The 19,871-nt window shown below is 65.9% G+C and carries 28 protein-coding genes and 2 tRNA genes; 20 read left to right on the top strand and 10 right to left on the bottom strand.

Going from position 1 to position 19,871, the window contains the following annotated elements; all coding sequences use genetic code 11:
• Window positions 1-4 precede the first annotated feature (4 nt).
• The gene (gene mptA, locus ACQUQO_RS08275) at window positions 5-931 is read left to right on the top strand and encodes a GTP cyclohydrolase MptA (RefSeq protein WP_435077509.1); all 927 of its coding nucleotides are present in this window, start codon (window positions 5-7) and stop codon (window positions 929-931) included.
• Between the two features lie 152 nt (window positions 932-1,083).
• Here the strand turns inward: mptA and ACQUQO_RS08270 are convergent, their stop codons facing one another.
• A complete protein-coding gene (locus ACQUQO_RS08270) occupies window positions 1,084-1,890 on the bottom strand; it encodes a TrmB family transcriptional regulator (RefSeq protein WP_435077508.1) in 807 nt (268 codons plus the stop codon).
• Between the two features lie 137 nt (window positions 1,891-2,027).
• On the opposite strand from ACQUQO_RS08270, the gene ACQUQO_RS08265 reads away from it, so the two are divergent.
• Together ACQUQO_RS08265 and ACQUQO_RS08260 are read left to right on the top strand one after the other, a co-directional pair.
• Window positions 2,028-2,525 carry an FxsA family protein gene (locus ACQUQO_RS08265; protein WP_435077507.1) on the top strand — a complete coding sequence of 166 codons (498 nt, stop codon included), beginning with the start codon at window positions 2,028-2,030 and terminating at the stop codon, window positions 2,523-2,525.
• Between the two features lie 49 nt (window positions 2,526-2,574).
• Window positions 2,575-2,648, top strand: a tRNA-Ile gene (locus ACQUQO_RS08260).
• Between the two features lie 198 nt (window positions 2,649-2,846).
• Here ACQUQO_RS08260 and ACQUQO_RS08255 read toward each other — a convergent pair.
• Window positions 2,847-3,146 carry a hypothetical protein gene (locus ACQUQO_RS08255; protein ID WP_435077506.1) on the bottom strand — a complete coding sequence of 100 codons (300 nt, stop codon included), beginning with the start codon at window positions 3,144-3,146 and terminating at the stop codon, window positions 2,847-2,849.
• 225 nt (window positions 3,147-3,371) lie between these two features.
• On the opposite strand from ACQUQO_RS08255, the gene ACQUQO_RS08250 reads away from it, so the two are divergent.
• Window positions 3,372-3,578 carry a hypothetical protein gene (locus ACQUQO_RS08250; protein ID WP_435077505.1) on the top strand — a complete coding sequence of 69 codons (207 nt, stop codon included), beginning with the start codon at window positions 3,372-3,374 and terminating at the stop codon, window positions 3,576-3,578.
• A gap of 36 nt (window positions 3,579-3,614) precedes the next feature.
• Entirely contained in the window at window positions 3,615-3,872 is a 258-nt protein-coding gene (locus tag ACQUQO_RS08245) for a hypothetical protein (protein WP_435077504.1), read from the top strand.
• A gap of 54 nt (window positions 3,873-3,926) precedes the next feature.
• Here ACQUQO_RS08245 and ahbB read toward each other — a convergent pair whose 3' ends face one another.
• Window positions 3,927-4,967 carry a siroheme decarboxylase subunit beta gene (ahbB, locus tag ACQUQO_RS08240; RefSeq protein WP_435077503.1) on the bottom strand — a complete coding sequence of 347 codons (1,041 nt, stop codon included), beginning with the start codon at window positions 4,965-4,967 and terminating at the stop codon, window positions 3,927-3,929.
• 77 nt (window positions 4,968-5,044) lie between these two features.
• Between ahbB and ACQUQO_RS08235 the strand changes: the two genes are divergently transcribed.
• From ACQUQO_RS08235 to ACQUQO_RS08205, 7 genes are all read left to right on the top strand, one after another.
• Window positions 5,045-5,905, top strand: a complete 861-nt coding sequence (locus ACQUQO_RS08235; protein WP_435077502.1) for an SDR family NAD(P)-dependent oxidoreductase — start codon at window positions 5,045-5,047, stop codon at window positions 5,903-5,905.
• A 61-nt stretch (window positions 5,906-5,966) separates the two neighbouring features.
• A complete protein-coding gene (locus ACQUQO_RS08230; RefSeq protein ID WP_435077501.1) occupies window positions 5,967-7,031 on the top strand; it encodes an anthranilate phosphoribosyltransferase in 1,065 nt (354 codons plus the stop codon).
• A 38-nt stretch (window positions 7,032-7,069) separates the two neighbouring features.
• Window positions 7,070-7,570, top strand: a complete 501-nt coding sequence (locus tag ACQUQO_RS08225; RefSeq protein WP_435077500.1) for a peptidylprolyl isomerase — start codon at window positions 7,070-7,072, stop codon at window positions 7,568-7,570.
• Window positions 7,571-7,609: 39 nt separating this feature from the next.
• Window positions 7,610-7,945 (top strand): ferredoxin, encoded by a 336-nt coding sequence (locus tag ACQUQO_RS08220; protein ID WP_435077499.1) that lies wholly within the window; start codon window positions 7,610-7,612, stop codon window positions 7,943-7,945.
• Between the two features lie 40 nt (window positions 7,946-7,985).
• Window positions 7,986-8,070: transfer RNA gene (locus tag ACQUQO_RS08215), tRNA-Leu, on the top strand.
• Window positions 8,071-8,130: 60 nt separating this feature from the next.
• The gene (locus tag ACQUQO_RS08210) at window positions 8,131-8,511 is read left to right on the top strand and encodes a DUF7522 family protein (RefSeq protein WP_435077498.1); all 381 of its coding nucleotides are present in this window, start codon (window positions 8,131-8,133) and stop codon (window positions 8,509-8,511) included.
• Window positions 8,512-8,547: 36 nt separating this feature from the next.
• Window positions 8,548-9,027, top strand: a complete 480-nt coding sequence (locus tag ACQUQO_RS08205; protein ID WP_435077497.1) for a DUF5813 family protein — start codon at window positions 8,548-8,550, stop codon at window positions 9,025-9,027.
• Here ACQUQO_RS08205 and ACQUQO_RS08200 read toward each other — a convergent pair.
• Window positions 9,024-9,692 (bottom strand): potassium channel family protein, encoded by a 669-nt coding sequence (locus ACQUQO_RS08200; RefSeq protein WP_435077496.1) that lies wholly within the window; start codon window positions 9,690-9,692, stop codon window positions 9,024-9,026. The two genes, ACQUQO_RS08205 and ACQUQO_RS08200, sit on opposite strands and share 4 nt — an antisense overlap.
• Window positions 9,693-9,807: 115 nt before the next feature.
• Between ACQUQO_RS08200 and ACQUQO_RS08195 the strand changes: the two genes are divergently transcribed.
• Window positions 9,808-10,134 carry a hypothetical protein gene (locus tag ACQUQO_RS08195; protein WP_435077495.1) on the top strand — a complete coding sequence of 109 codons (327 nt, stop codon included), beginning with the start codon at window positions 9,808-9,810 and terminating at the stop codon, window positions 10,132-10,134.
• On the opposite strand, the gene tmk is transcribed toward ACQUQO_RS08195, so the two are convergent.
• Window positions 10,131-10,709: a dTMP kinase gene (tmk, locus tag ACQUQO_RS08190; RefSeq protein WP_435077494.1), complete on the bottom strand. Its 579-nt coding sequence runs from the start codon at window positions 10,707-10,709 to the stop codon at window positions 10,131-10,133. The genes ACQUQO_RS08195 and tmk overlap by 4 nt on opposite strands.
• Before the next feature lie 80 nt (window positions 10,710-10,789).
• Here tmk and ACQUQO_RS08185 point away from each other — a divergent pair, with 80 nt between their 5' ends.
• From ACQUQO_RS08185 to cofG, 3 genes are all read left to right on the top strand, one after another.
• Window positions 10,790-11,677 carry a complex I NDUFA9 subunit family protein gene (locus tag ACQUQO_RS08185; protein WP_435077493.1) on the top strand — a complete coding sequence of 296 codons (888 nt, stop codon included), beginning with the start codon at window positions 10,790-10,792 and terminating at the stop codon, window positions 11,675-11,677.
• A gap of 50 nt (window positions 11,678-11,727) precedes the next feature.
• Window positions 11,728-12,354, top strand: a complete 627-nt coding sequence (gene cofC / locus ACQUQO_RS08180) for a 2-phospho-L-lactate guanylyltransferase (protein WP_435077492.1) — start codon at window positions 11,728-11,730, stop codon at window positions 12,352-12,354.
• A gap of 154 nt (window positions 12,355-12,508) precedes the next feature.
• Entirely contained in the window at window positions 12,509-13,582 is a 1,074-nt protein-coding gene (cofG, locus tag ACQUQO_RS08175; RefSeq protein WP_435077491.1) for a 7,8-didemethyl-8-hydroxy-5-deazariboflavin synthase subunit CofG, read from the top strand.
• 16 nt (window positions 13,583-13,598) lie between these two features.
• Here the strand turns inward: cofG and ACQUQO_RS08170 are convergent, their stop codons facing one another.
• From ACQUQO_RS08170 to ACQUQO_RS08155, 4 genes are read right to left on the bottom strand one after another with little or no spacing between them, the layout of a single operon-like run.
• Window positions 13,599-14,345, bottom strand: coding sequence for an MFS transporter (locus ACQUQO_RS08170; protein WP_435077490.1), 747 nt, complete (start codon window positions 14,343-14,345; stop codon window positions 13,599-13,601).
• 51 nt (window positions 14,346-14,396) lie between these two features.
• The gene (cofH, locus tag ACQUQO_RS08165; protein WP_435077489.1) at window positions 14,397-15,764 is read right to left on the bottom strand and encodes a 7,8-didemethyl-8-hydroxy-5-deazariboflavin synthase subunit CofH; all 1,368 of its coding nucleotides are present in this window, start codon (window positions 15,762-15,764) and stop codon (window positions 14,397-14,399) included.
• Window positions 15,765-15,807: 43 nt separating this feature from the next.
• Window positions 15,808-16,044, bottom strand: coding sequence for a hypothetical protein (locus ACQUQO_RS08160; protein ID WP_435077488.1), 237 nt, complete (start codon window positions 16,042-16,044; stop codon window positions 15,808-15,810).
• Entirely contained in the window at window positions 16,041-16,226 is a 186-nt protein-coding gene (locus ACQUQO_RS08155; protein ID WP_435077487.1) for a hypothetical protein, read from the bottom strand. The genes ACQUQO_RS08160 and ACQUQO_RS08155 overlap by 4 nt, the downstream gene beginning before the upstream one ends.
• A gap of 75 nt (window positions 16,227-16,301) precedes the next feature.
• Here ACQUQO_RS08155 and ACQUQO_RS08150 point away from each other — a divergent pair, with 75 nt between their 5' ends.
• The 4 genes from ACQUQO_RS08150 to ACQUQO_RS08135 all read left to right on the top strand — a co-directional run bounded on the left by ACQUQO_RS08150 (window position 16,302) and on the right by ACQUQO_RS08135 (window position 18,766).
• On the top strand, window positions 16,302-17,324 hold the full coding sequence (locus ACQUQO_RS08150; protein ID WP_435077486.1) for a phosphoribosylaminoimidazolesuccinocarboxamide synthase: 1,023 nt from the start codon (window positions 16,302-16,304) through the stop codon (window positions 17,322-17,324).
• Window positions 17,325-17,363: 39 nt separating this feature from the next.
• Window positions 17,364-17,615, top strand: a complete 252-nt coding sequence (purS, locus tag ACQUQO_RS08145) for a phosphoribosylformylglycinamidine synthase subunit PurS (protein ID WP_435077485.1) — start codon at window positions 17,364-17,366, stop codon at window positions 17,613-17,615.
• The gene (gene purQ / locus ACQUQO_RS08140; protein ID WP_435077484.1) at window positions 17,612-18,286 is read left to right on the top strand and encodes a phosphoribosylformylglycinamidine synthase I; all 675 of its coding nucleotides are present in this window, start codon (window positions 17,612-17,614) and stop codon (window positions 18,284-18,286) included. The genes purS and purQ overlap by 4 nt, the downstream gene beginning before the upstream one ends.
• Before the next feature lie 204 nt (window positions 18,287-18,490).
• Entirely contained in the window at window positions 18,491-18,766 is a 276-nt protein-coding gene (locus tag ACQUQO_RS08135) for a hypothetical protein (RefSeq protein WP_435077483.1), read from the top strand.
• Window positions 18,767-18,773: 7 nt separating this feature from the next.
• Here the strand turns inward: ACQUQO_RS08135 and ACQUQO_RS08130 are convergent, their stop codons facing one another.
• Window positions 18,774-19,841, bottom strand: coding sequence for an archaeosine biosynthesis radical SAM protein RaSEA (locus ACQUQO_RS08130; protein ID WP_435077616.1), 1,068 nt, complete (start codon window positions 19,839-19,841; stop codon window positions 18,774-18,776).
• Window positions 19,842-19,871 lie beyond the last annotated feature (30 nt).

Genomic DNA, 19,871 nt, shown 5'->3' with positions numbered 1-19,871 from the left:
TCGAATGAGCCAGCAGCTGCCGGACGTACAGGCCGCCAAGCCTGACGTGACCGTGGGACTCAATCACGTCGGCGTCACCGGCGTCGAGAAACTCGTCAAACTCGGTCGGGAGGAAAAACGCCCCATCGTCCTGATGGCCGACTTCGAGGTGTTCGTCGACCTGCCATCGTGGCGCAAGGGCGCGGACATGAGCCGGAACATGGAGGTCATCGACGAGACCCTCGAAACGGCCGTCGCCGAACCCGCGTATCGTGTGGAGGACGTCTGTGGCGACGCCGCCGAGCGCCTGCTCGACAAACACGAGTACACCTCCGAGGCCACCGTCGAGATGGAGGCCGAGTACGTCATGCGCGAGCAGACACCGGCGAGCGAGAAGGAAACCCAAGGGACGGCGACCATCATCGCCAGCGCCTGCGCGACCGAGGAGGGGACGACCGAGGAGATCGGCACCCGTGTCACGGGGATGACGGTCTGTCCGTGCTCGCAGGGCATGTCGAACTCCCGCGCCCGCGAGACGCTCTCGGAGTTGGGCGTCGACGAGGACACCACCGAGAGATTCCTCGAAGAGGTGCCACAGGCCGGCCACTCACAGCGCGGACACGCCACCCTCCGGGTGAAGAGCGACGGCGCGCCCGAGGTCGACCTCAATGACCTCATCGGCGTGGCGCGCGACGCGATGAGTGCCCGTATCTACAATCTCGCCAAACGCCCCGACGAGGACTACATGACCGAACACGCCCACGCGAACGCGAAGTTCGTCGAGGACTGCGTGCGCGACATGGCCGAAGGCGTCGTGCGGGAGTTCCCCGATCTCGCGGACGACGCGGTGGTGACGATGAAACAATCGAACGACGAGTCGATACACCAACACAACGCCCACGCCGAGCGGGTCGCAACGGTCGGTCAGGTTCGCGCCGAACTCGACCGCTGAATTTTTGGTGCAGATTTTTGCGAGCGAGCACCGCGAGCGACGCAAAAAGATGCAACTGACGGGTCGATACACCAACACAACGCCCACGCCGAGCGAGTCGCGACCGTGGGCCAGCTTCGGGCCGAACTCGACGGTCAGGCTCCGGCCGACGACTAACCCAGTTCGAGCGGCTTCGCCCCTTCCCAACGCGGTTCGAACTCGCGAGTGATTTCGCCGGCGAACGCGCGGTCCTTGACGTCTATCATCGCGAACAGCTGGGTATCGTCGAGCGGGTGGGGAACCTCGATGCAGGTCTCGACGCCGTCGATGACGGTGAAGGTCTGCTCGACGGCATCGCTCGTCCGCGTGCTGAAGTGTTCGTGCGGCGAGAGCGTACTCACGTAGCGCTCGCCGACGGTTTCGGGGAGTGCCGAAACGAGCTCGGGCCGCATCAACAGCGACACGTCGACGCCGCGCTCGATGGCCGCGTTCAGCCGCTCGGCGACGCGGTTGCCGACCGCATCCGTGTCGAACTGGGCCGATAGCGCCGCCGCGACCATCACCACGCTCTCGTCGGCGGCCGCGATGCGCTCTTCGAGCAGGTCGATGGTCTCCTCGGGACCGACCGCCGCCGTCCAGAACCGCTCGTCGGTCTGCTGGGTGGCGTCGAGTTCGCTCACCAACTCCTCGACGACCTCTTCGTACTGGTCGGCTCTGGCTTCGAGTTCGCGCCGCCGGTCCGCGAGCAGTCGCGACAGCGCCGTCTCCGGCTCGACCGCGACGTATTTCTTCGGACGGGAGGCGTCCTGTGACCGTATCAAACTATGGGTCTCGATACTCGCGAGCACGTCGTAGATGCGACCCATCGGCACGCCGCTGGCGCGCGATAGTTCCTTCGCGGTCGTCGGGCCGGTGTCGAGCAGTGCCCGATAGACGCGCGCCTCGTATTCGGAGAGACCGAGGTCGCTGAGGTCAGCCATTGTCTCCCTGTCCCATTCCACCACAATAAACTCATCGGCAGTTCATCGCACGGTGTCACGACCGCTAGCAATCGTCGGGTGGCGCGGTCGCGTGGTGTGTCGGAAAGGGTTTTGCGTGCGCGGCCGGTAGACGAGCCATGCTGCTCCGGATACTCGGATTACTCCTTCTGATTCCGCTGTTCGACATGGTGGTACTCGTCGCCGTGGCGACGCAGACGCCGCTCGGTTTTGTCGGGGCCGTGGCGCTGGTCGTCCTCACGGCGCTCATCGGAATGCTGCTCGTGCGCGCCGAGGGCCGCCATACCGCCTGGAAGATCAAAGAGCAGATCGAGCGCGGTTCGCTTCCGGGCGACGAACTGCTCGACGGCGGACTGCTCATCGCTGCGGGCGCGTTCCTGCTCACGCCGGGGTTCGTGACCGACCTCGTCGGGCTGGTGCTCGTCGTGCCGGTGACGCGCTGGCCCGTCCGGAAGGCGCTCAAGCGCTGGCTCGTCGTTCCCTATCTCGACCGGAAGATGGGCGGTATCGCCAGCGGCGTCGCCTACAGCGGTGGCTTCCCCGACAGCGAGACCTATGACGTGGACGCCGGCAGCTACGAGGTCCACGACCCCGATGGCGACACGAGTCGGGAGTGAGGCCGCGAAGAGAAACGCTTACAAACCGAAGGGAGCAACGGCGAGTGTCGGGCCAATAGCTCAGTTAGGTTGAGCGCTCGGCTGATAACCGGGAGGTCCGCGGTTCAAATCCGCGTTGGCCCACTCGTTTTTCGGCTGCTTTTTGTCCCATCATCACCGCTGTTGCTCGTCAGTAAATCATTGAAAAAGACAGCAGGGAATGTTACAGGTGATGCCACGCAACGGACCCCGCTGTCACGTGGAGCGCGCCGCGCTCCAGTAACTAATTCACGCTTGGAGAGCATAAGCTTTGTGTGAATTGCGGGCGAGTGCCACGACCGCTCAGGGGTGACGACAGCGAACCGCTCCGGCGGGCACGAACCGCCGTTCGTGGCTCGCCGATTCCGTCCGGCGCGTCGTCGACTCGGTCTCGGTGCGTGCCGGCTCCACCCGTAGTGACGAGTCGTTCCACGGCGCGAACATCGCGTGCGGGACGAACTGCTCGCCGCCGTTTCGGCGCAGGGTCACGCCCGCCGGGTCGGTGGCCACGACGACGGCGTAGCGTTCGTGGGTTCGGGTCTCGTAGATGACGTCCCCGACATCGGGGTTGGCACGGTCGGTCGGAGTGTCGGTGGCTATCATGGTGGCTGTCGGCGGGCGGCCCGCGCGGACTGCCCGTACGTATCCCCACGGCGACCGGCTATTGAATCACGACCACCGTTGCCGGTCGTTTCCCATCGTTCCGGCGCGAACCGGCCGCAACTGCACCGCTCGTCCGACACACCGGAACCGTGCGATTGAGGCGTTTCGAGACCCGAACGAGGGCATGAACCGTTTGCGACGGCGAAACCGTCGGGTGGGCTGCCCGTGAACGTCGACGAGCGGCTGCTGTTCGCCGTCGTGCTCGCCGGCGGCGTCGTGCTCCCCGGCGGCGCGGACTACGCCCTCTCGGCGCTGGGTTTCGAGACGGTCGGGATGGTCGTCTGGGGGGTCGGCTATCTGGGGATGGCGCTGTTCATCTGGTATCGTTGGATTCGTCCGCTGGATTTCGGCGCGCGCAGCGACGGGTCGTAACCTTGAAAGCTGGGACCGACCCATGCCACGACGAGAATGTTTCCGCTCCCGCTGCAGGTACTTGATCGGTTCCTGCTTCAATACAACGTCGGGCAGGTGCTGTTGGTCGTGTTCGTGCTCGCGATGCTCGCCGCGCTCACCCAGCGCTCCGGGAAGGTACTTGCCCTCCAGACGATGACCTTCGGCCTGCTGTTCGCGATTGTGCCGGGTCTCGGCGGTCCCGGTCACTACCTCTATCTGGGGATGGGGCTGTTGCTGGTCGCACCGCTGCTGTTCACGACCGCCGACCGCTAGCAACGAACGTCCGCTGGTGGCGACGGTTCGGCGTCGTCTCCGGCTGGGTTCGCTTCAACTGCCGAGCAGTTCGTCGTAGCGCGCACCGGTCTGTTTCAGCGTCTCAGTCGAGTAGAGCCGCTCGTGGTCGTAGGGGAGGTGTTCGGCGGTGAGTTCGTCGATTTTCTCATCGACCGTTTCGGCGTCGCGGCCGTGAATCATCGTGAAGAGGTCGTACGGCCACCCCTGTGCGGGCCGGCGCGGGCGATGGTAGCAAAGCGTCACGTACGGCAGCGCCCCGACTTCGGTCCCGCGGGCGTCGAGGTCCTCGTCGGGAACGTCCCAGACGACCATGCAGTTGGCGTCGAAGCCCGTGACGACGTGGTTGACGATACAGCCGATGCGCTTGATACAGCCCGCCTCGCGCAACCGGCGAACCCCGTCGAGCACGCCCTCGACCGGCTCGTCGAGGTCCGCGGCGATGTCGCGGTAGGGGGTCGCCGTCAGCGGAAACCCGTCCTGAATGGCCAGCAGGAGCCGCGCGTCGAGCGCCGAGAGGTCGCCAGTCGCCGATTCGCTGATGGCGGTCGCGTCCACGTCCTCGCCCCCACCGCTCGACTCGCGGGCGAAGCGGTCGGCGTTCACGACCGGGAATTCGAGGTCGATGTAGAAATCGGTCAGCATCGGGAGATTCAGGACAGGACACCCGGTGCGCTCCTCGATGTCGGCGAGGATGGCGTCCCGCGTCTCGCGCGAGCCGGCGGTGATGACGAACCACATGTTCCAGTCGTGGTCGCGCCGGTAGTTGTGGTTCACTTGACGGTGGTCGTTGACGATGTCGGCGACCTCCCCGAAGCGCTCCTCGGGAGCCTGCACTGCCGCGAGCGTCGACGAGCCGATGACGGGCGGGTTGAGCACCGCACCGAACCGGCGGAAGATACCGCGCTCGCACAGTGCCTCGACGCGGGCGAGTGCCTCGTCCTCATCGATGCCAAGCTCCGCGCCGACCGCGCGGAACGGTCGCTTCTCGACCGGAAATCCGCTCTGGTAGTCGTCTATCAATCGCGCATCGACCGCATCGAAGTCGGCCCGCCAGTCCTCGGCCAGCGAACTCATTGCCCGTCCTTCGGTGTGGGCGAACTACGGTCTGTCGATTCCACCGCCGTTATGCCCGCTGGACGCGCTCGGTCGACATGAACGACGCCGCGGACATGGATGGACAGGTCGCGCTCGTCACCGGCGCGACGGGCGGCATCGGGCGCGCAACGGCCCGCCGGCTCGGGGAGTTCGGTGCACACGTCGTCGTGACCGGGCGCTCGCGCGAGCGCGGCGAAGAAACCGTCCGCGACATCGAACGGGCGGGCGGCAGCGCACAGTTCTTCCGCGCCGATTTCGCGGCGATGGCGACCGTCCGCGCACTCGCCGACGAGTTTCGGGACCGCTACGACCGCCTCGACGTGCTCGTGAACAACGCCGCCTGTTCGGCGGACGCCCGCCGACTCACCGCCGACGGTCACGAACTGACCCTCGCGGTCAACCACCTCGCGCCGTACCTGCTCACCCACGACCTGCTCGACGTGCTCGTGGAGACTCCCGACGCCCGCATCGTGAACACCTCTTCGACCGTTCACCGGCGTGGCGGGGTCGATCTCGCGGACCTGCGGCTCGAATCGAACTACGACGCGCTCGCGGCCTACGCGCGCTCGAAACTGGCGAACCTGCTTTTCACTACCGAACTCGCCGCACGCCTCGACGATATCCCTGTGAACGCCGTCCATCCGGGGTTCGTGCCCGGCAGCGGTCTCTACCGGGACGGCTCGCTACCCGTTCGGCTCTTTACCGCTCTCGCCGCACGCCTGCCGGTCGTCGGCACGTCGGTCGCCGAGGCCGCCGACGGTCTCGTTCGCCTCGCCGTCGCGTCCGATACGACCGGCACGTACTTCGAGGGCCGCGAACCGGCCCACCCCGACCCACGCGTCCACGACGCACGGCTGCGCGAGCACCTCTGGAACGTCAGCGCCGCGCTCGTCGGCATCGACCCCGACTGGCCGTAACGCTCGAATCTCCACGGGCGTGAACGAGAGTCTTTTGCGCCGGCCGGCCCAATCCGACGCTATGGCCCAATCCACTGAGAAATACGGCGAGTGGCCGCTCAAGCGGCTCATGACCGAGGTCGTCGGCTCGGGACACAAATCCGCCGACGACATGACGCGCACGCAGGCTACCGACGCCTTCGAGCGCATCCTCGACGACGAGCCGGACCCCACGACGCTGGGCGCGTTCTGGCTCGCCAACCGCTGGAAGCGCAACACGCCCGACGAACTGGCCGCCTATATCGACCTGATGGCCGACCAATCAGTCGAATTCGCCCCACCGGACTGCGACCCCGTCGACTGCGGGGCGAACTACGACGGGAAAGGCCGCTCCGCCCTGTTGGGGGTCGGCGCGGGCATCGTCGCCGCCGCGGCCGGAACTCCCGTCGTGGCGCACTCCGGCGACCGCGTGCCCACCCAGAAACAGGACGCCTACAAGCACGTCCTCGACGAACTGGGCGTACGCACTGACCTCAGCTCCCCCGAAAGTGCCGCCATGACCGACGAGACCGGTTTCGGTTTCTACTACCAGCCCCGGTTCAATCCCGGCGTCACGGCCCTCGAAGACCGCCGAGACATGATGGGCGTGCGAACGTTCGTCAACACCATTGAGACGCTCGCCAACCCCGCCGATGCCGACGTGCATCTGGGAAGTTTCTACCACCTGCCCTACGCCAAGCGCATCATCGACACGTTCGACGCCAGCGAGCGCTACGACGTGCCACGAGTGGTGATGTTTCAAGGAATGGAGGGCTACGACGATATTCGACCGGGTTCGACGACGGTCGCGGTGGGTGAGAACGGTGACCTCGACGACTTCGAGATCAAAACTGCCGAATACGGCATGGATTTCGCGGAAGAGGACCTCGCCGTCGACACCGTCGCTACGGATTCAGCGGCGATCACCGAGGACGTGCTCGCGGGCGAGCGCGAGGGCCGGTTCGCCGATGCCATCGCACTCAACGGCGCACTCAGAATCTACGCCCGCGAGGACTGCGAGACGCTCGACGAGGGACTTTCGATGGCCCGCGAGGTCATCGTCGACGGCAGCGCCGAAACGGTGCTCGATGACCTCCGAAACTTCTGAGCCGGCAGGGTTTTCCATCGGGCCGTCGTCGCGTGAGTATGACAGACGCGACGCTGCACACCAATCGCGGCGATATCGAGGTCGAACTGTACGACGAGCGCGCGCCACGCACAGTTGACAACTTCGTCGGGCTGGCGACCGGCGAACAGGAATGGGAGGACGACGGTGACACGGTGGAAGAACCGCTGTACGACGACGTGGCCTTCCATCGCGTCATCGAGGGGTTCATGATTCAGGGCGGCGACCCCGACGAATCCGGGCGGGGCGGACCGGGCTACCAGTTCGACGACGAGTTCCACGACGAGCTCCGTCACGACTCGGCGGGGACGCTCTCGATGGCCAACTCCGGTCCCGACACGAACGGCTCGCAGTTCTTCATCACGCTCGACGCCCAGCCCCACCTCGACGACCGCCACGCGGTCTTCGGACAGGTGGTCGAGGGCATGGACGTCGTCGAGGAAATCGGCTCCGTGCCGACCGACGCGAACGACCAGCCACAGGAAGACGTCGTTCTGGAGTCGGTCGAGGTCCACGAGTAGAACCGACAGACGAAACCTCGCGGAGTTCCTTCTCCCCCCATGCCCGACGAACCCGTCGACCCGAGTGCTATCGGCGAGCGCGACGCACCACCAGTCTCGGAAAAGCCCTACAAGATCATCTTCGAGGCGAACAAGTGCATCGCGGCGGGCAAATGCGCCGAGGTTTCGGACAACTGGTCGATGAACATTTTGAGCGGCATCGCCGAACCCGAATCGTACTTCATCACCGAGGACGAACTCGATTCCAACCTCGAAGCCGCCGAGGTCTGCCCGGCGAAAAAGGACCGGGGCGTGATTCACGTCGTCGACCGCCGAACGAACGAGGAACTCGCCCCCGACCCGACAGGCGACGGGACGCTCTCGGTCGATTGGTGAATCGAAACGGGTTTTCGCGCGCGGGCGAACGGTGAACTGCGCGAGGGTGGCCGAGTCTGGCCAAAGGCGGCGGGCTTAAGACCCGCTCTCTCAGGAGTTCGTGCGTTCAAATCGCATCCCTCGCACTCGCCGTGGCGAGCCGCCGAACGACGTATTTATCACGATTCCCCATGACCGCTCACACGATGGACTCGGACCTCCTCGCCGGCGACGTCGCCGACCAGCTCGTCACGGCCGCCCGCACCGCGACCGGCGACCGCCTCCGCTCGGTGACCTATTTCACACGCACCGACTACGACCAGCTCTATCTCCGCGAGGATTTAGAACGGGATGCGGACGTGATGAGCTTCATCGGCCACGAGTGGCACGACTTCAAGAACACCAGAAACGCCTATCGAAGTTCGGAACTCGGCGGCTATCGCCACACCATTCGCGTCTTCGAGAACGGCTATCTCCTGCGCATCACCACCGACCGCGACGGTGTCTTCGTCACGACTGATGGATTGACGATGAGCGACTTCGAGGCCGTGGCGAGCGCCGTTCTTTCGATCCTCGACGACCGCTGACGATGCGCTTTTGCCCGCGAGCACCCGAACGCAGCCATGACCGACGCGTTCGCAACCCACGATGCCTACGAAACGGACGACGGCGAGTACGCGCTCACGACCACCCCGTTCGACGGCCGGGTCGTCGTCGATGGCGACGAGTATCGAGTGTCAGTGACGATGCCGACGCTCGACGCCGCCGTCGAGGAACCGGTCGACGAAGTGGTCGAGGACGGCTGGTTCGAAACGCTCTCGCTCCGCCTTGCGGACGCCGAAGGAGCGACGCGCGCGGACATCGAGGTTCCCGACCCGACCGTCGAGCGCCGGGGCGGGAAGGTGGTCGTCGAATGGACGGCCACACTCGGTGACGCGACGCGGGCGGCCGAGGCAGCCAAGGCGCTCATCGAGTACGCCGAGGGAACGTACGTCGAGGGCATCGTTCCCGGCTATGCCTATCGCTCGCCCGTCGCCGACCTCATCGCGAACGCCCGGACCGAGGGCGACGGCGAGGACGAGCGCGGCCCGATGCCGCTCTAAACTGTTCCGACGACGAGCTGGCGCACATCCGCGAGCACGTCGAAATCGGCGAGTGCGACCAGCCGGTCGCCGCGTTCGAGCGAGTCGTCGGCGCGCGGCAGGTCGACCGCCTCGCCTTCCTTGCCGAAGGCGAGCAGCTCGGCTCCACTGGGGAGTTCGAGTTCGCTCAGGGTGTAGCCGCGCATCGGCGAGGACTCGGTGACGGTGAACTCGACGAGCTGGAGGTGCTGGGCGATGTCGGCGATGGCACGGGTCGAGCCGCCGACGAGGGCGTTCTTCGCGCCGATTGCGCCGAGGCGCTCGGGATAGACCACCTCGTCGACCTCGGTGGCGTACTTCCGATATATCTCCTGATAGTAGTCGTCGTCGGCGCGCATCACGGTCCGACAGCCCTGTGCCTTTGCGACCATGCAGGCGACGAAGTTCGTCGTGAGGTCACCGGTGAGCGCGCCGAGTGCATCGGCCTCGGCGACGCCGGCCTCCAGCAGGTCCTCTTCGCGGCTGCCGTCGCCCTCGATGACCTCGACGATTTCGAGCCGTTCGCTCCAGAGCCGCTCCAACTGCGCGGGGTCGTTGTCGATGACGGTCGCCTCGTGGCCCTCCTCGGCGAGCACCCGCGCCGTCCTGAGTCCCACCCGACCAGCACCCACGATAACGAATCGCATACGTCAACCTATAGCGGCGGTCACAATAACGTTACCCCGACCGAGTGCGGTGGGGGATTGGCTCCGTTCGCCGTGCTTTCGATATCCCGAAGGGCATGCGGATGGGAGGTGGGGCATGGTCTCGGTCGCCGACATCGTGGGACTGCTCGTCGTCGTCGGCGTCAACGCCGCCGTCGCCGCGCTCGCCACGCGCTTCCTGCGCGTTCGGCTCGCCACCCGCTGGGGGATTGCGCTCTACGTGGTCGTGCTCGTCCCCGCCGTGCAGCTGCTCATGACTTTGTTTTTCACCGGACCGCTCGGTCTCGGTCCGGACCTCGGGAGTTCACTCACCGTCCTCGCCGTCGCGGTCGCGCTGCCGTTCGCGCTCGGGGTTACCTTCGATTACTTCTGGATGCCCGCGCCCGCCGAGGTCGAACTGCCCGAGCGCCTCGAACAGTCCTAGTCGAGCAGCCGGTCGAGCGCTGACTCGACCGTAGCGAGCACGTCCTCGGGCGACTGGCTCGCGTCGACCCTGACGAACCGCTCGGGTTCGTACTCGATGAGCTGTTCGTAGTTCGACTGGACGGCGGCGAGATAGCCCGCCTGCTCGAACTTGTTGGTCGCGCCGCTCCGTGCCGCACCGGTCTCGGGGTCGATGTCGAGGTACACAGTCATGTCCGGTGGACGCGTCCACGGCTGATGGACTCCTCGAACGTACTCCATCGGTCGCTTTATTTCGCCGTCGAGCGCCGCGCCCTGATAGGCGTAGCGTGAATCGGAATATCGGTCGGAGACGACCAGTTCGCCGTCGTCGAGTGCGGGGCGCACAGTCGAAGCGAGGTGGGCGGCGTGGTCTGCGGTATACAAGAAGAGCTCGGCGAGCGGGTCGGCCTCCGGGTCCTCGATCGAGCGCGCGACCGCCTCGCCGTACCACGAGTCCGTCGGCTCGCGGGTGAACACGCCGTCGTGGGACTCGCGGAGCGCCTCCCAGACGGTGGTCTTGCCGCTGCCGTCGATACCCTCTATCGTGACGAGCATGCGTGTCGTTCGCCCGCCGACGGGTAAGTCTCGCCTTCCGGTGACGGTAGTTTTAGGTCGCCAGCGCGGATAGTCGAGATATGGATGTCCTCGTGACCGGTGGCGACGGCTTCGTCGGGCGACACCTCTGTGACGAACTGGCCGGACGCGGCCACGACGTGACGGCGCTCTCCCGTGACCCCGACCCGTCGGTGTTCGAGGAGAGCGTCGCCACCGCCGTCGGCGACGTGACGGCCTACGACTCCATCGTGGACAGCTTCGAGGGCCAGGACGCTGTGGTGAACCTCGTCGCGCTCTCGGCGCTCTATCAGCCCTCCGGTGGCGAGGAACGTCACTTCGCGGTCCACCTCGGCGGCACCGAAAACGCCGTCCGGGCGGCCGAAGAACACGACGTCGAGCGGTTCGTCCAGATGAGCGCGCTCGGGGCCGACCCGCGGGGACCGACGGCGTACATCCGGGCGAAGGGCGAGGCCGAGGGTGTCGTCAGGGACTCCGACCTCGATTGGACGGTCTTTCGACCGTCAGTGGTGTTCGGCGACGGCGACGAGTTCGCCTCCTTCACCAAGATGCTCACGACGCCGTACGTGACGGGGCTGCCGGGCGCGAACACGGTACGATTTCAGCCCATCTGGGTCGGCGACTTCGCGCCGATGCTCGTCGATAGCATCGAGGACGACGAACACGTCGACCAAATCTACGAGATCGGTGGACCCGCCGTTTTGACGCTCGGAGACGTGACGAAACTGGTCTATCGCGCCGAGGGGAAGTCCGTCTCGGTCGTTCACGTCCCGACGTCGCTGGCGAAAGTCGGCGGGACGCTCATCGGTCCCGTGCCGTTCGTCCCCTTCGGCCCGGACCAAGCGCGTTCGCTCGAAATCGACAACACAGTGGCGGACAACGACATCACCGCGTTCGGGCGCAGCGAGTCGGACCTGAGGACGTTCGCGTCGTATCTCGGCGTCCGGTAGGGCGCGCACGGCGACCACCGGGGATTTGGCGCTCGCCTCGTAGTGTCCGTATGCGCGTCGTCGTCCCGTTCGCGGCCGAGCAGCCGAAAACGCGCCTCGACGGCTTTCTGACGCCCTCGGAGCGCCGCGCGTTCGCTCGCGCGATGCTCCTCGACGTGCTCGCTGCCATCCGCGAGACCGGCAACGACCCCGAACTCCTCACGACCGCGCCGGTCGATATCGACGCCCCCACCACCGTCAACGAGCGCCCGCTGACCGCGGCCGTGAACGCAATCGTCGAAACCACCTCGCCCATCGCGGTCGTGATGGCCGACCTCCCGCTCGCGACGCCCGCCGCGCTTGCGGGACTGTTCGCCGCCGAGGGTGAGGTGGTGCTCGCACCCGGCCGCGGCGGCGGGACGAACGCGTTCGTCGCCCGCCATCCCGGTTTTCGGGTCGACTATCACGGCACGTCGTATTGCGACCACCGCGAACGCGCCCACCGCATCGGCGCGAGCGTCGAAACTGTCGATTCGTTCCGGCTCGGGACCGATATCGACGAGCGCGCGGACCTCGCCGAGGTGCTCGTCCACGGCGACGGACGGGCGCGTGCGTGGCTCGACCGAGCCGGGGTTCGGCTTTCTCACGAGGGCGGTCGTGTCGGCGTCACGCGCACCGAACACGACGAGAACGGCTGAATCGGGTCGAAGTTGGGGCAACCGTTTTGTCGCGTGACATCCCACTTCAATCCGCGCGAGCCGACTCGCGCACAGTCGTGGTGTCGTCCCCTCCACACCCTCCCGACACCCGCTTTCAGGACAGTCTTTTGCCCGCCCGCCACGAGTTCTCTGCATGGCCGGTATCGCCGCCCTCGACGTCGCCGCGGACGAGCGCGACCGACTCTGCACTGTGGGTCCCGACGACGTCGACCCTGCCCCGGCGCTGACCTTCGCGCGCAACGTGTTCGTCCCGCTGACGACGGCCTGTCGGTACACCTGTTCGTACTGTACCTACTTCGACCCGCCCGGCGAGGCCTCGCTGATGAGTCGGGAGGCAGTTCGGGCGGTGCTCGAAACCGGCGCGGACGCCGGCTGTACGGAGGCACTCTTTACTTTTGGCGACACGCCGGATGCGCGCTATACGGAAATCCATGACCAGCTCGACGACTGGGGCCACGACTCGATTCACGACTACCTCCATGCGATGTGCGAACTCGCCCTCGATGTTGGAATACTCCCTCACAGCAACCCCGGCGACCTCCGGCATCGGGAGATGGACCGCCTCGCCGATGTGAACGCCTCGATGGGTGTCATGCTCGAAACCACCGCCGACGTCGATGCCCACGCCGGTCCCCGGAAGAAGAGGCCCGAACAGCGCCTCGACACCATCCGCGCGGCCGGCGAGGTCGGGATTCCGTTCACGACTGGAATTCTGGTCGGCATCGGCGAGGACTGGGACGACCGCGCCGAGTCGCTGCTCGCCATCCGTGCGCTGCACGAGGAGTACGGTCACATCCAGGAGGTCATCGTCCAGCCGGTGGCCGAAAACGAGCGCTGGAGCGGCCCGGTTCCCGAAATCGAGACGCTGCGCCGTGCGGTGGCGATGGCCCGTCACGCGCTTCCCGAGGAAATCTCGGTGCAGGTCCCACCGAACCTCGCGCCCGTTCGGGAGGTGCTCGACTGTGGTGTGGACGACCTCGGGGGAGTATCGCCCATCACCGACGACCACATCAATCCCGATTACGCATGGCCAGCCCTGCGCGAACTTGAGTCGATTGCCGACGATGCGGGCGTTCCGCTCGAAGAGCGCTTGCCGACCCACGACCACTACGTCGAGGACGGTTGGCTATCGTCCACAATCGAGCGTGCCATCGACCACGATGATGAGGCCGGCGAGCGCTACCGGACGGTGCTCGGCCGGACCTGAATCAATCGCCGCCGGCTCAGGCGGATTCGCGCTCGTGCTCACGGCAGCTGCCGGAAACGGTCGTCTCGTCCAACTGAGAGCGGGCGTCATCACTGCTCGCCTCGTCCTCGAATTCGATGGTGAGCGGGCGGGCGAGTCGCGCGAGCGGGGCAGTGATGCCCGAGTGGACGCGTTCGAGTGCTCCCGGTCGTGGCGGCGAGGACACCCGGAGTTCGCTCCCGTTGCGCGAGAGCAAGCCGCGCTCTGTGAGCACGTCGAGCGCGTGGTCGATGGCCGCGTCGTCGGCATCGAGTTCGGTCCCGAGTTCCCGACGAGTCAGCCCGCGCTCGCGGAGTTCGCTGTCGACCTGTCTGACGAGGTATTCGTGATAAACGTCGTGGCCATCGCGGTCGTCGTGGTCCTCAGCTGCTTCGAGTCCTTCGTGACGGAGAACCTGTCCGGCATCGAGCGCCAGCCAGCCGCCGGCCAGCACGAACGCGACGGCCGCTCCCGAGTCGCTGGTACTGCCGCCGAACACGAACAGCGAGATACCGCCGAGAAACGTCACGAGCGCCAGACCGAGCGTTCGGACTTCCGAACGGAGGTCGCACACCTCAGCAATAACATCCGAGAGACCGAGAATCGTGCTGGTCGCAATGGCCATACCGAGTTGCACCATCGATTCGTCGTAAAACCAAAACAGGAACGCGGCGAGGACGAACCAAATGAGGATGGAGCGGGGCCGCAACCGATTTCGAACAGTAGTGCGAGCGGAATCGGCCATCGACAACGGTTCTCCGCCCGTGCAATTAAAATCTCTCCCGAACCTCGCCGTTCAGTCGTCCGCGTGCGCGCGATTTCTCGATGCCCCGTCGAACAGCGGCGTGCCGTCGGCCTGCGGCCCGAGTCGCGGTCCATCGGGGTTCTCGGCATCGATGTCCCGAATCTGTCGGTAGTCGGTCGAGCGCTCGGCGGGGGTGCGCCCGATGGCCGCTATCATCTCGACGTACTCCGCAAAGCTCCGGTACTCGCCGAACTCCCCGCCCGCGCGTTTCGTGATTTCCTCCGAGAGGATGGTGCCCATGAAGTCGTTTGCGCCACACGAGAGCATCTTCAGACCCTGCTGGTCACCGTATTTCACCCAGCTCGACTGAATATTCGAAATATTGTCGAGAAACAGTCTGGAAACGGCGATCATGAGTTCGTCCTCGTCGTCGCTCGCGCCCGCCTCGACGATGCCGCGCTCGGCAAGCGGCGTGTTCGGATGGATGAACGAGAGCGGCACGAACTCGGTAATCGCCCCGGTTCGGTCCTGTAACTCGCGTACGCGCTGGAGGTGCTTTATCCTGTGGGCCGCGTTCTCGACGTGGCCGTACATGATGGTCGCGGTCATGTCCAAACCCACCGCGGCGGCGGCCTCCATCGCCGTCAGCCACCCGTCGGTGTCGATCTTGCCGGGACAGATCACATCTCTGACCTCGTCGACGAGGATTTCGGCCGCCGTGCCGGGCACCGAATCCAGTCCCGCATCCGCGAGCCGTCGATATACGTCCTCGTAGCTCCAGTCGGTGCCGCGGCGGGCGTGATAAGTCTCCTCGGGCGTCATCGAGTGGAGGTGAATATCCCTGACGCTCATCGCGTCCATCTGTTCGAGATACGTGCCGGGGTCGGTGTCGTAGGCCGCCGGCGGACGGTAGTTCACCGTCTTCGCGGCGTCGTCGTAACCCGACAGCATCTCGTGGTGCTCGTCGTCGAGCGCGAACGCGGGATGGAGTCCCGACACCGACGTGACCTCGTAGATGCCGCGTGCGGCGGCTTTGCTGACGATTTCGCGCGAGTCGGCGGGCGTTTTGGTGAATCCGCCATGTGCCTCCTCGGCGTCCGACCGGAACCGATGTGAGCTGTCCTTGAAATTACAGAACAGACAGCCGGTGTTGCAGGCGGTCGTGACGTTGTTGTTGAGGTTTGCAACGAAGGTGACGCGCTCGCCGACCATCTCCGCCCGGCGGCGGTCGGCGACTTCGAGCACCCGCTCCTTGCGCTCGGGGTCGATACCCGCTCTCTCGGTACCGGTGGTGATGAGTTCGATGCCGTCGGCGACCGCGAGCCGCTCTCCGTCCCGTGTCTTCCGGAGGGCGTTCTCGAAGGGCTGGTCGGTCTCGGGAACGCACTCGAAGTCGAACTCCCCACGCGAGCGCTGCATGGATGGACGCCTCGCCGAACCCGTTAAAACCTCACGGTGGTCGTCAGACCGATTGTCCCGACGGCGATGGGTCCGAGAGTTTGCCGTCGAGGTCGGCAAAGCAGTCCGGACAGACCATCCGAATCGTCTCGGTCTCGTCGCCGGGGCCGCTCTCGTCGATGAGGACGGCCCGACAGTTCGGGTACTCGCTCGGGCTGAGGTCGGTCCCACAGAGCGCGCAGTCCGTTCCGGCCGGGGTCGGGCCGGGCGTCTCGCCCGGCGGGTCGGGGTCTTCGCTCATCGGTTGGTCCCCTCCAACCGAGCGGTCAGCTCGTTCCAGCAGCCACGACAGAGCCGATAGGACGCCCGGTCGTCGCCGTCCGCGGATTCGTTTTCGAGCCGGATGCGCCACTGGGATTCGCCACGGGACTCACATTTCGAACAGGTGGTTTCGGTCATGTTCTGGAGCGGTCGTGGCTGCATGGTTGGCGGCGGAGCGACCTATATGTTTGCTCGCGGGATGACAACCGCTTAGTTCACCGCCGCCGACCCCACCCCATGACCAGCGTCAAGGACTTCAGCGTCGAGCGAGCGGCCACGGCCGACGCCCTCGGTCGCGGGCGGTTCGTCTTCACCGACGCCTACTCGATCTTCGACTGGGGCCGTATGCCCGATACCATCCCCGAGAAGGGACGGAGCCTCTGTGCGATGGGCGCACACAACTTCTCGCTGCTCGAATCGGAAGGAATTTCGACGCACTACCGCGGCGTCGTCGATGACGGGTCGGTGGTCGACCTCGCCGAGACGGACGAGCCACCGCGCGAGATGGCCATCGACCTCGCACAGGTCCCCGACCTCCCGGTCGAAAATGGGACCTACGACTACGGGGCTTTCCACGCCGAAGCGGGCGACAACTACCTGATTCCGCTCGAAATCGTCTTCCGGAACGCGGTGCCCAGAGGGTCGAGTCTGCGCTCGCGCCGCGACCCAGACGAGGTGGGCCTCGATGTCGTCGAGTGGCCCGACGAGCCGGTGCGACTGCCGGAGCCGGTCGTCGAGTTCTCGACGAAGTTCGAAGAACAGGACCGGTATCTCGCGCGGGAGGAAACCGACGCGATAGCCGGCCGGGCAACCCTCGACGAACTCGCAGCGCTCGCCCGCGAGGTCAACCGCGTCGTGACCGAGCGCGCGGACGATGCCGGATTGGCCCACGAGGACGGCAAGATCGAGTGTCTCTACCACGACGGCGAGGTCCGCGTCGCGGACGTGGTGGGAACCTTCGACGAGAACCGCTTTTCGTACGACGGCCACGAGATATCGAAGGAAGTGCTCAGGCAGTACCACAAGCGCACACAGCCGGCATGGGTTGGGGCCGTCTCCGCGGCGAAAGAGGAGATCGAGAACGTCGACGGGACCGACTGGCGCGCGCTCTGTGAATCCGATCCCGACCCACTCGCCGAGGACGTCATCGCGACCGCGAGCGACCTCTACACCGCCGGCGCGAACGCCTATATCGGTCGGAAACTGTTCGATGCGCCCGACCTCGACGGCGCGGTCGAAACAGCACGTACCTTGGAGTAGTTCCGAAGCGCTTTCGCCCACCGGAACCAGTGAGTACCTATGACCGCCTACACCGCCGTCGTCACGGTACGGCTGAAGCGGGGCGTGCTCGATCCCGAGGCCGAGACCACCCGCGAGGCGCTCTCCCGGTTGGGCTTCGAACTCGACGAACTCCGCGCGGCCGACCGCTTCGAGATCGACCTCGACGCCGAGAGCGAAGCCGCCGCCAGAGAGCGCGCAGATTCGATGGCCGAACGGCTGCTCGCCAACCCGACCATCCACGACCACGACGTCGCGGTCGAGAACCGATGACGGTTGCAGTGATTCAGTTCGGTGGCTCGAACTGCGACCGCGATGCCGTTCGCGCACTCCACGAGGTGGGCGTCGCTGCCGAACGGGTGTGGCACGAGGACGGACTCCCCGAGGACTCGTCGGGCATCGTCCTCCCCGGCGGGTTCTCTTACGGCGACTACCTCCGCGCTGGCGCGATGGCCGGGCGCGCACCCATCGTCGAGGAGGTCCGCGCCGCCGCCCGCGAGGGTGTGCCGGTGCTCGGGGTCTGCAACGGTGCACAGGTCGGCTGCGAGGCGGGGCTGACGCCGGGAGCCTTCACCACGAACGCGAGCGCGCGCTTTCAGTGCGAGCACGCCCATCTCCGCGTCGAAAACTCGAAAACGCCGTGGACACAGGCGTTCGAGGCGGGCGAGGTCATCTCGCTGCCCATCGCCCACGGCGAGGGACGCTTCGAAATCGGCGAGGAACGACTCTCGGAACTCGACGACGAGGGCCGGGTCCTCTTTCGCTACTGTGACGAGGATGGGAACCTGACGCCGGCGGCGAACCCGAACGGTTCGACGGGCGCGGTGGCGGGTCTCTGTGGCGAGGACGAGCACGTCGCCGTGTTGATGCCCCACCCCGAGCGGGCGACGCTGCCGGAACTCGGCGGGACCGACGGGCAGGGCGTTCTGCGCGCGTTCGCCTGAAATCGGTCGACGATGCGCTTTTGTTCACGAGCGTGTTATCGGTTTGCATGGGTGAACGCGCATGCTACCGCGCGGTCTGTCCGAACTGCGACCTCCAGGTTTCGATTGCCGACGAGACCTGTCCCGAATGTGGGGCCGACATCGATGCCGGCGAATAGCCCCCGAAACGAGCGACATTAACCCAACCCGGCCGTATCGTCTCGTATGATTGACACCGTTCGCGTCTGGCTGGTCGAGCGGACGTACTCCGACGACGAACAGAACCTCATCATCCTGACCTACGCGACGCCCGACGGCGAGCGCGACTTCCGCAAGGAGCGCGCGTTGCCGAGCTTTTCAGGACCGGGCCGCGAGACGACCGCCGCGCTCGACGTCGATTCCGGTAATCTCGGCGCAGTAGCGGACCCGGAGACCCGCGAGCGCTACGCGCGAGAAGCTAGCCGGATGGCAAACGAACACGAGCCGGACGACGCCATCTGAATCGCTATCACGCCAGTGGCATTCCGTAGCTCTTTTGTCGTTCCATCACCGCCTCCCACGTCCGCTCACACTCGCAGGAAATCTGCTCGAATACGGACGGGTCCTGTCGGAGGTCGAAGTCCTTGATGGCCGTCTGGACGTGGTCGTCACACTCGCCGCAGTTGTGCGGGCCGCGGTCGGAGCCATGGCCCACCGGGTCCGAAATCACGAGTGCGTCGACATCTGCGGTCTCCCGAAGCACCTCGGCGACCGACCAGAGCCACGGCGGACGGTAACCGCCGTCGTGGTACAGCTCCTCGACCATCGTGTGGCGCTGGACGTTGCAGGGGTTCATCGACACGGTATGCGCGTACTCCGCACAGCGCTCGACCGAGGAAATCATGTCCGCGACCGCCTCCGATTCGGCAAGGAACGGCGGTTTCATCAGGAGATACGCTTTGATGCCCGCGCCCGCGTCCCGCGCTTGCTCGCTCGCCGCGACGAAATCGGAAAAGTCGAAGTATTTGTTCACGCAGTCGTGGCGGACTCTGTCGGTAGCGGTCTCCAGCCCGACCGCCACGTCGACCGCGAGGCCCTGCTCGGTGAAGTCGGCGAGACGGTCGCCCTCGACGAAATCCGGCAGCGATTCGACGACGATGCGCTCGCGGTCGCCGAAGGTATCGGCGATGGCCCGCCGGGTTTCGGCCGGTATCTCGCGCTCGTCGAGAAAGCTCCCCGAGGTGTATATCTTGACGAGCGGGCAGGGTTCCTCAGTGTGTTCGCGTTCGTGTTCGAGACAGGCATCGAGTTGGTCCAACAGGGCGTCGTGGGCGACGGTGCCACCCTCGACCGACTCGGCGACGTAGCCACACATCGTACAGCCGCCGGCGCGCGCCCAGCGACACCCCCCGGTATTGAGGATGATGGTCAGGCTCTCGCGCACGCCGTCGGGCGTGTTGTCCTCGTCGACCCAGACCCGCGTGGGTTCGTGCGGGTCGTAGGTACGGTCGTTGCGTGCACGAATCTCCCGCATCGCGGCGTTGTGGGCGTCCATGCCCTTCCCCGCCTCGTAAACCTCGGGGCTTGGCTGACTCATTGAGTTCGGTACCTCGCCGAGCGCCAAAAC

It is taken from the genome of Halococcus sp. AFM35, from assembly GCF_051195015.1.
Lineage (GTDB): Archaea > Halobacteriota > Halobacteria > Halobacteriales > Halococcaceae > Halococcus.
The sequence above is the reverse complement of the archived record's forward strand: the minus strand, read 5'-3'. Positions and strand labels throughout refer to the sequence as shown.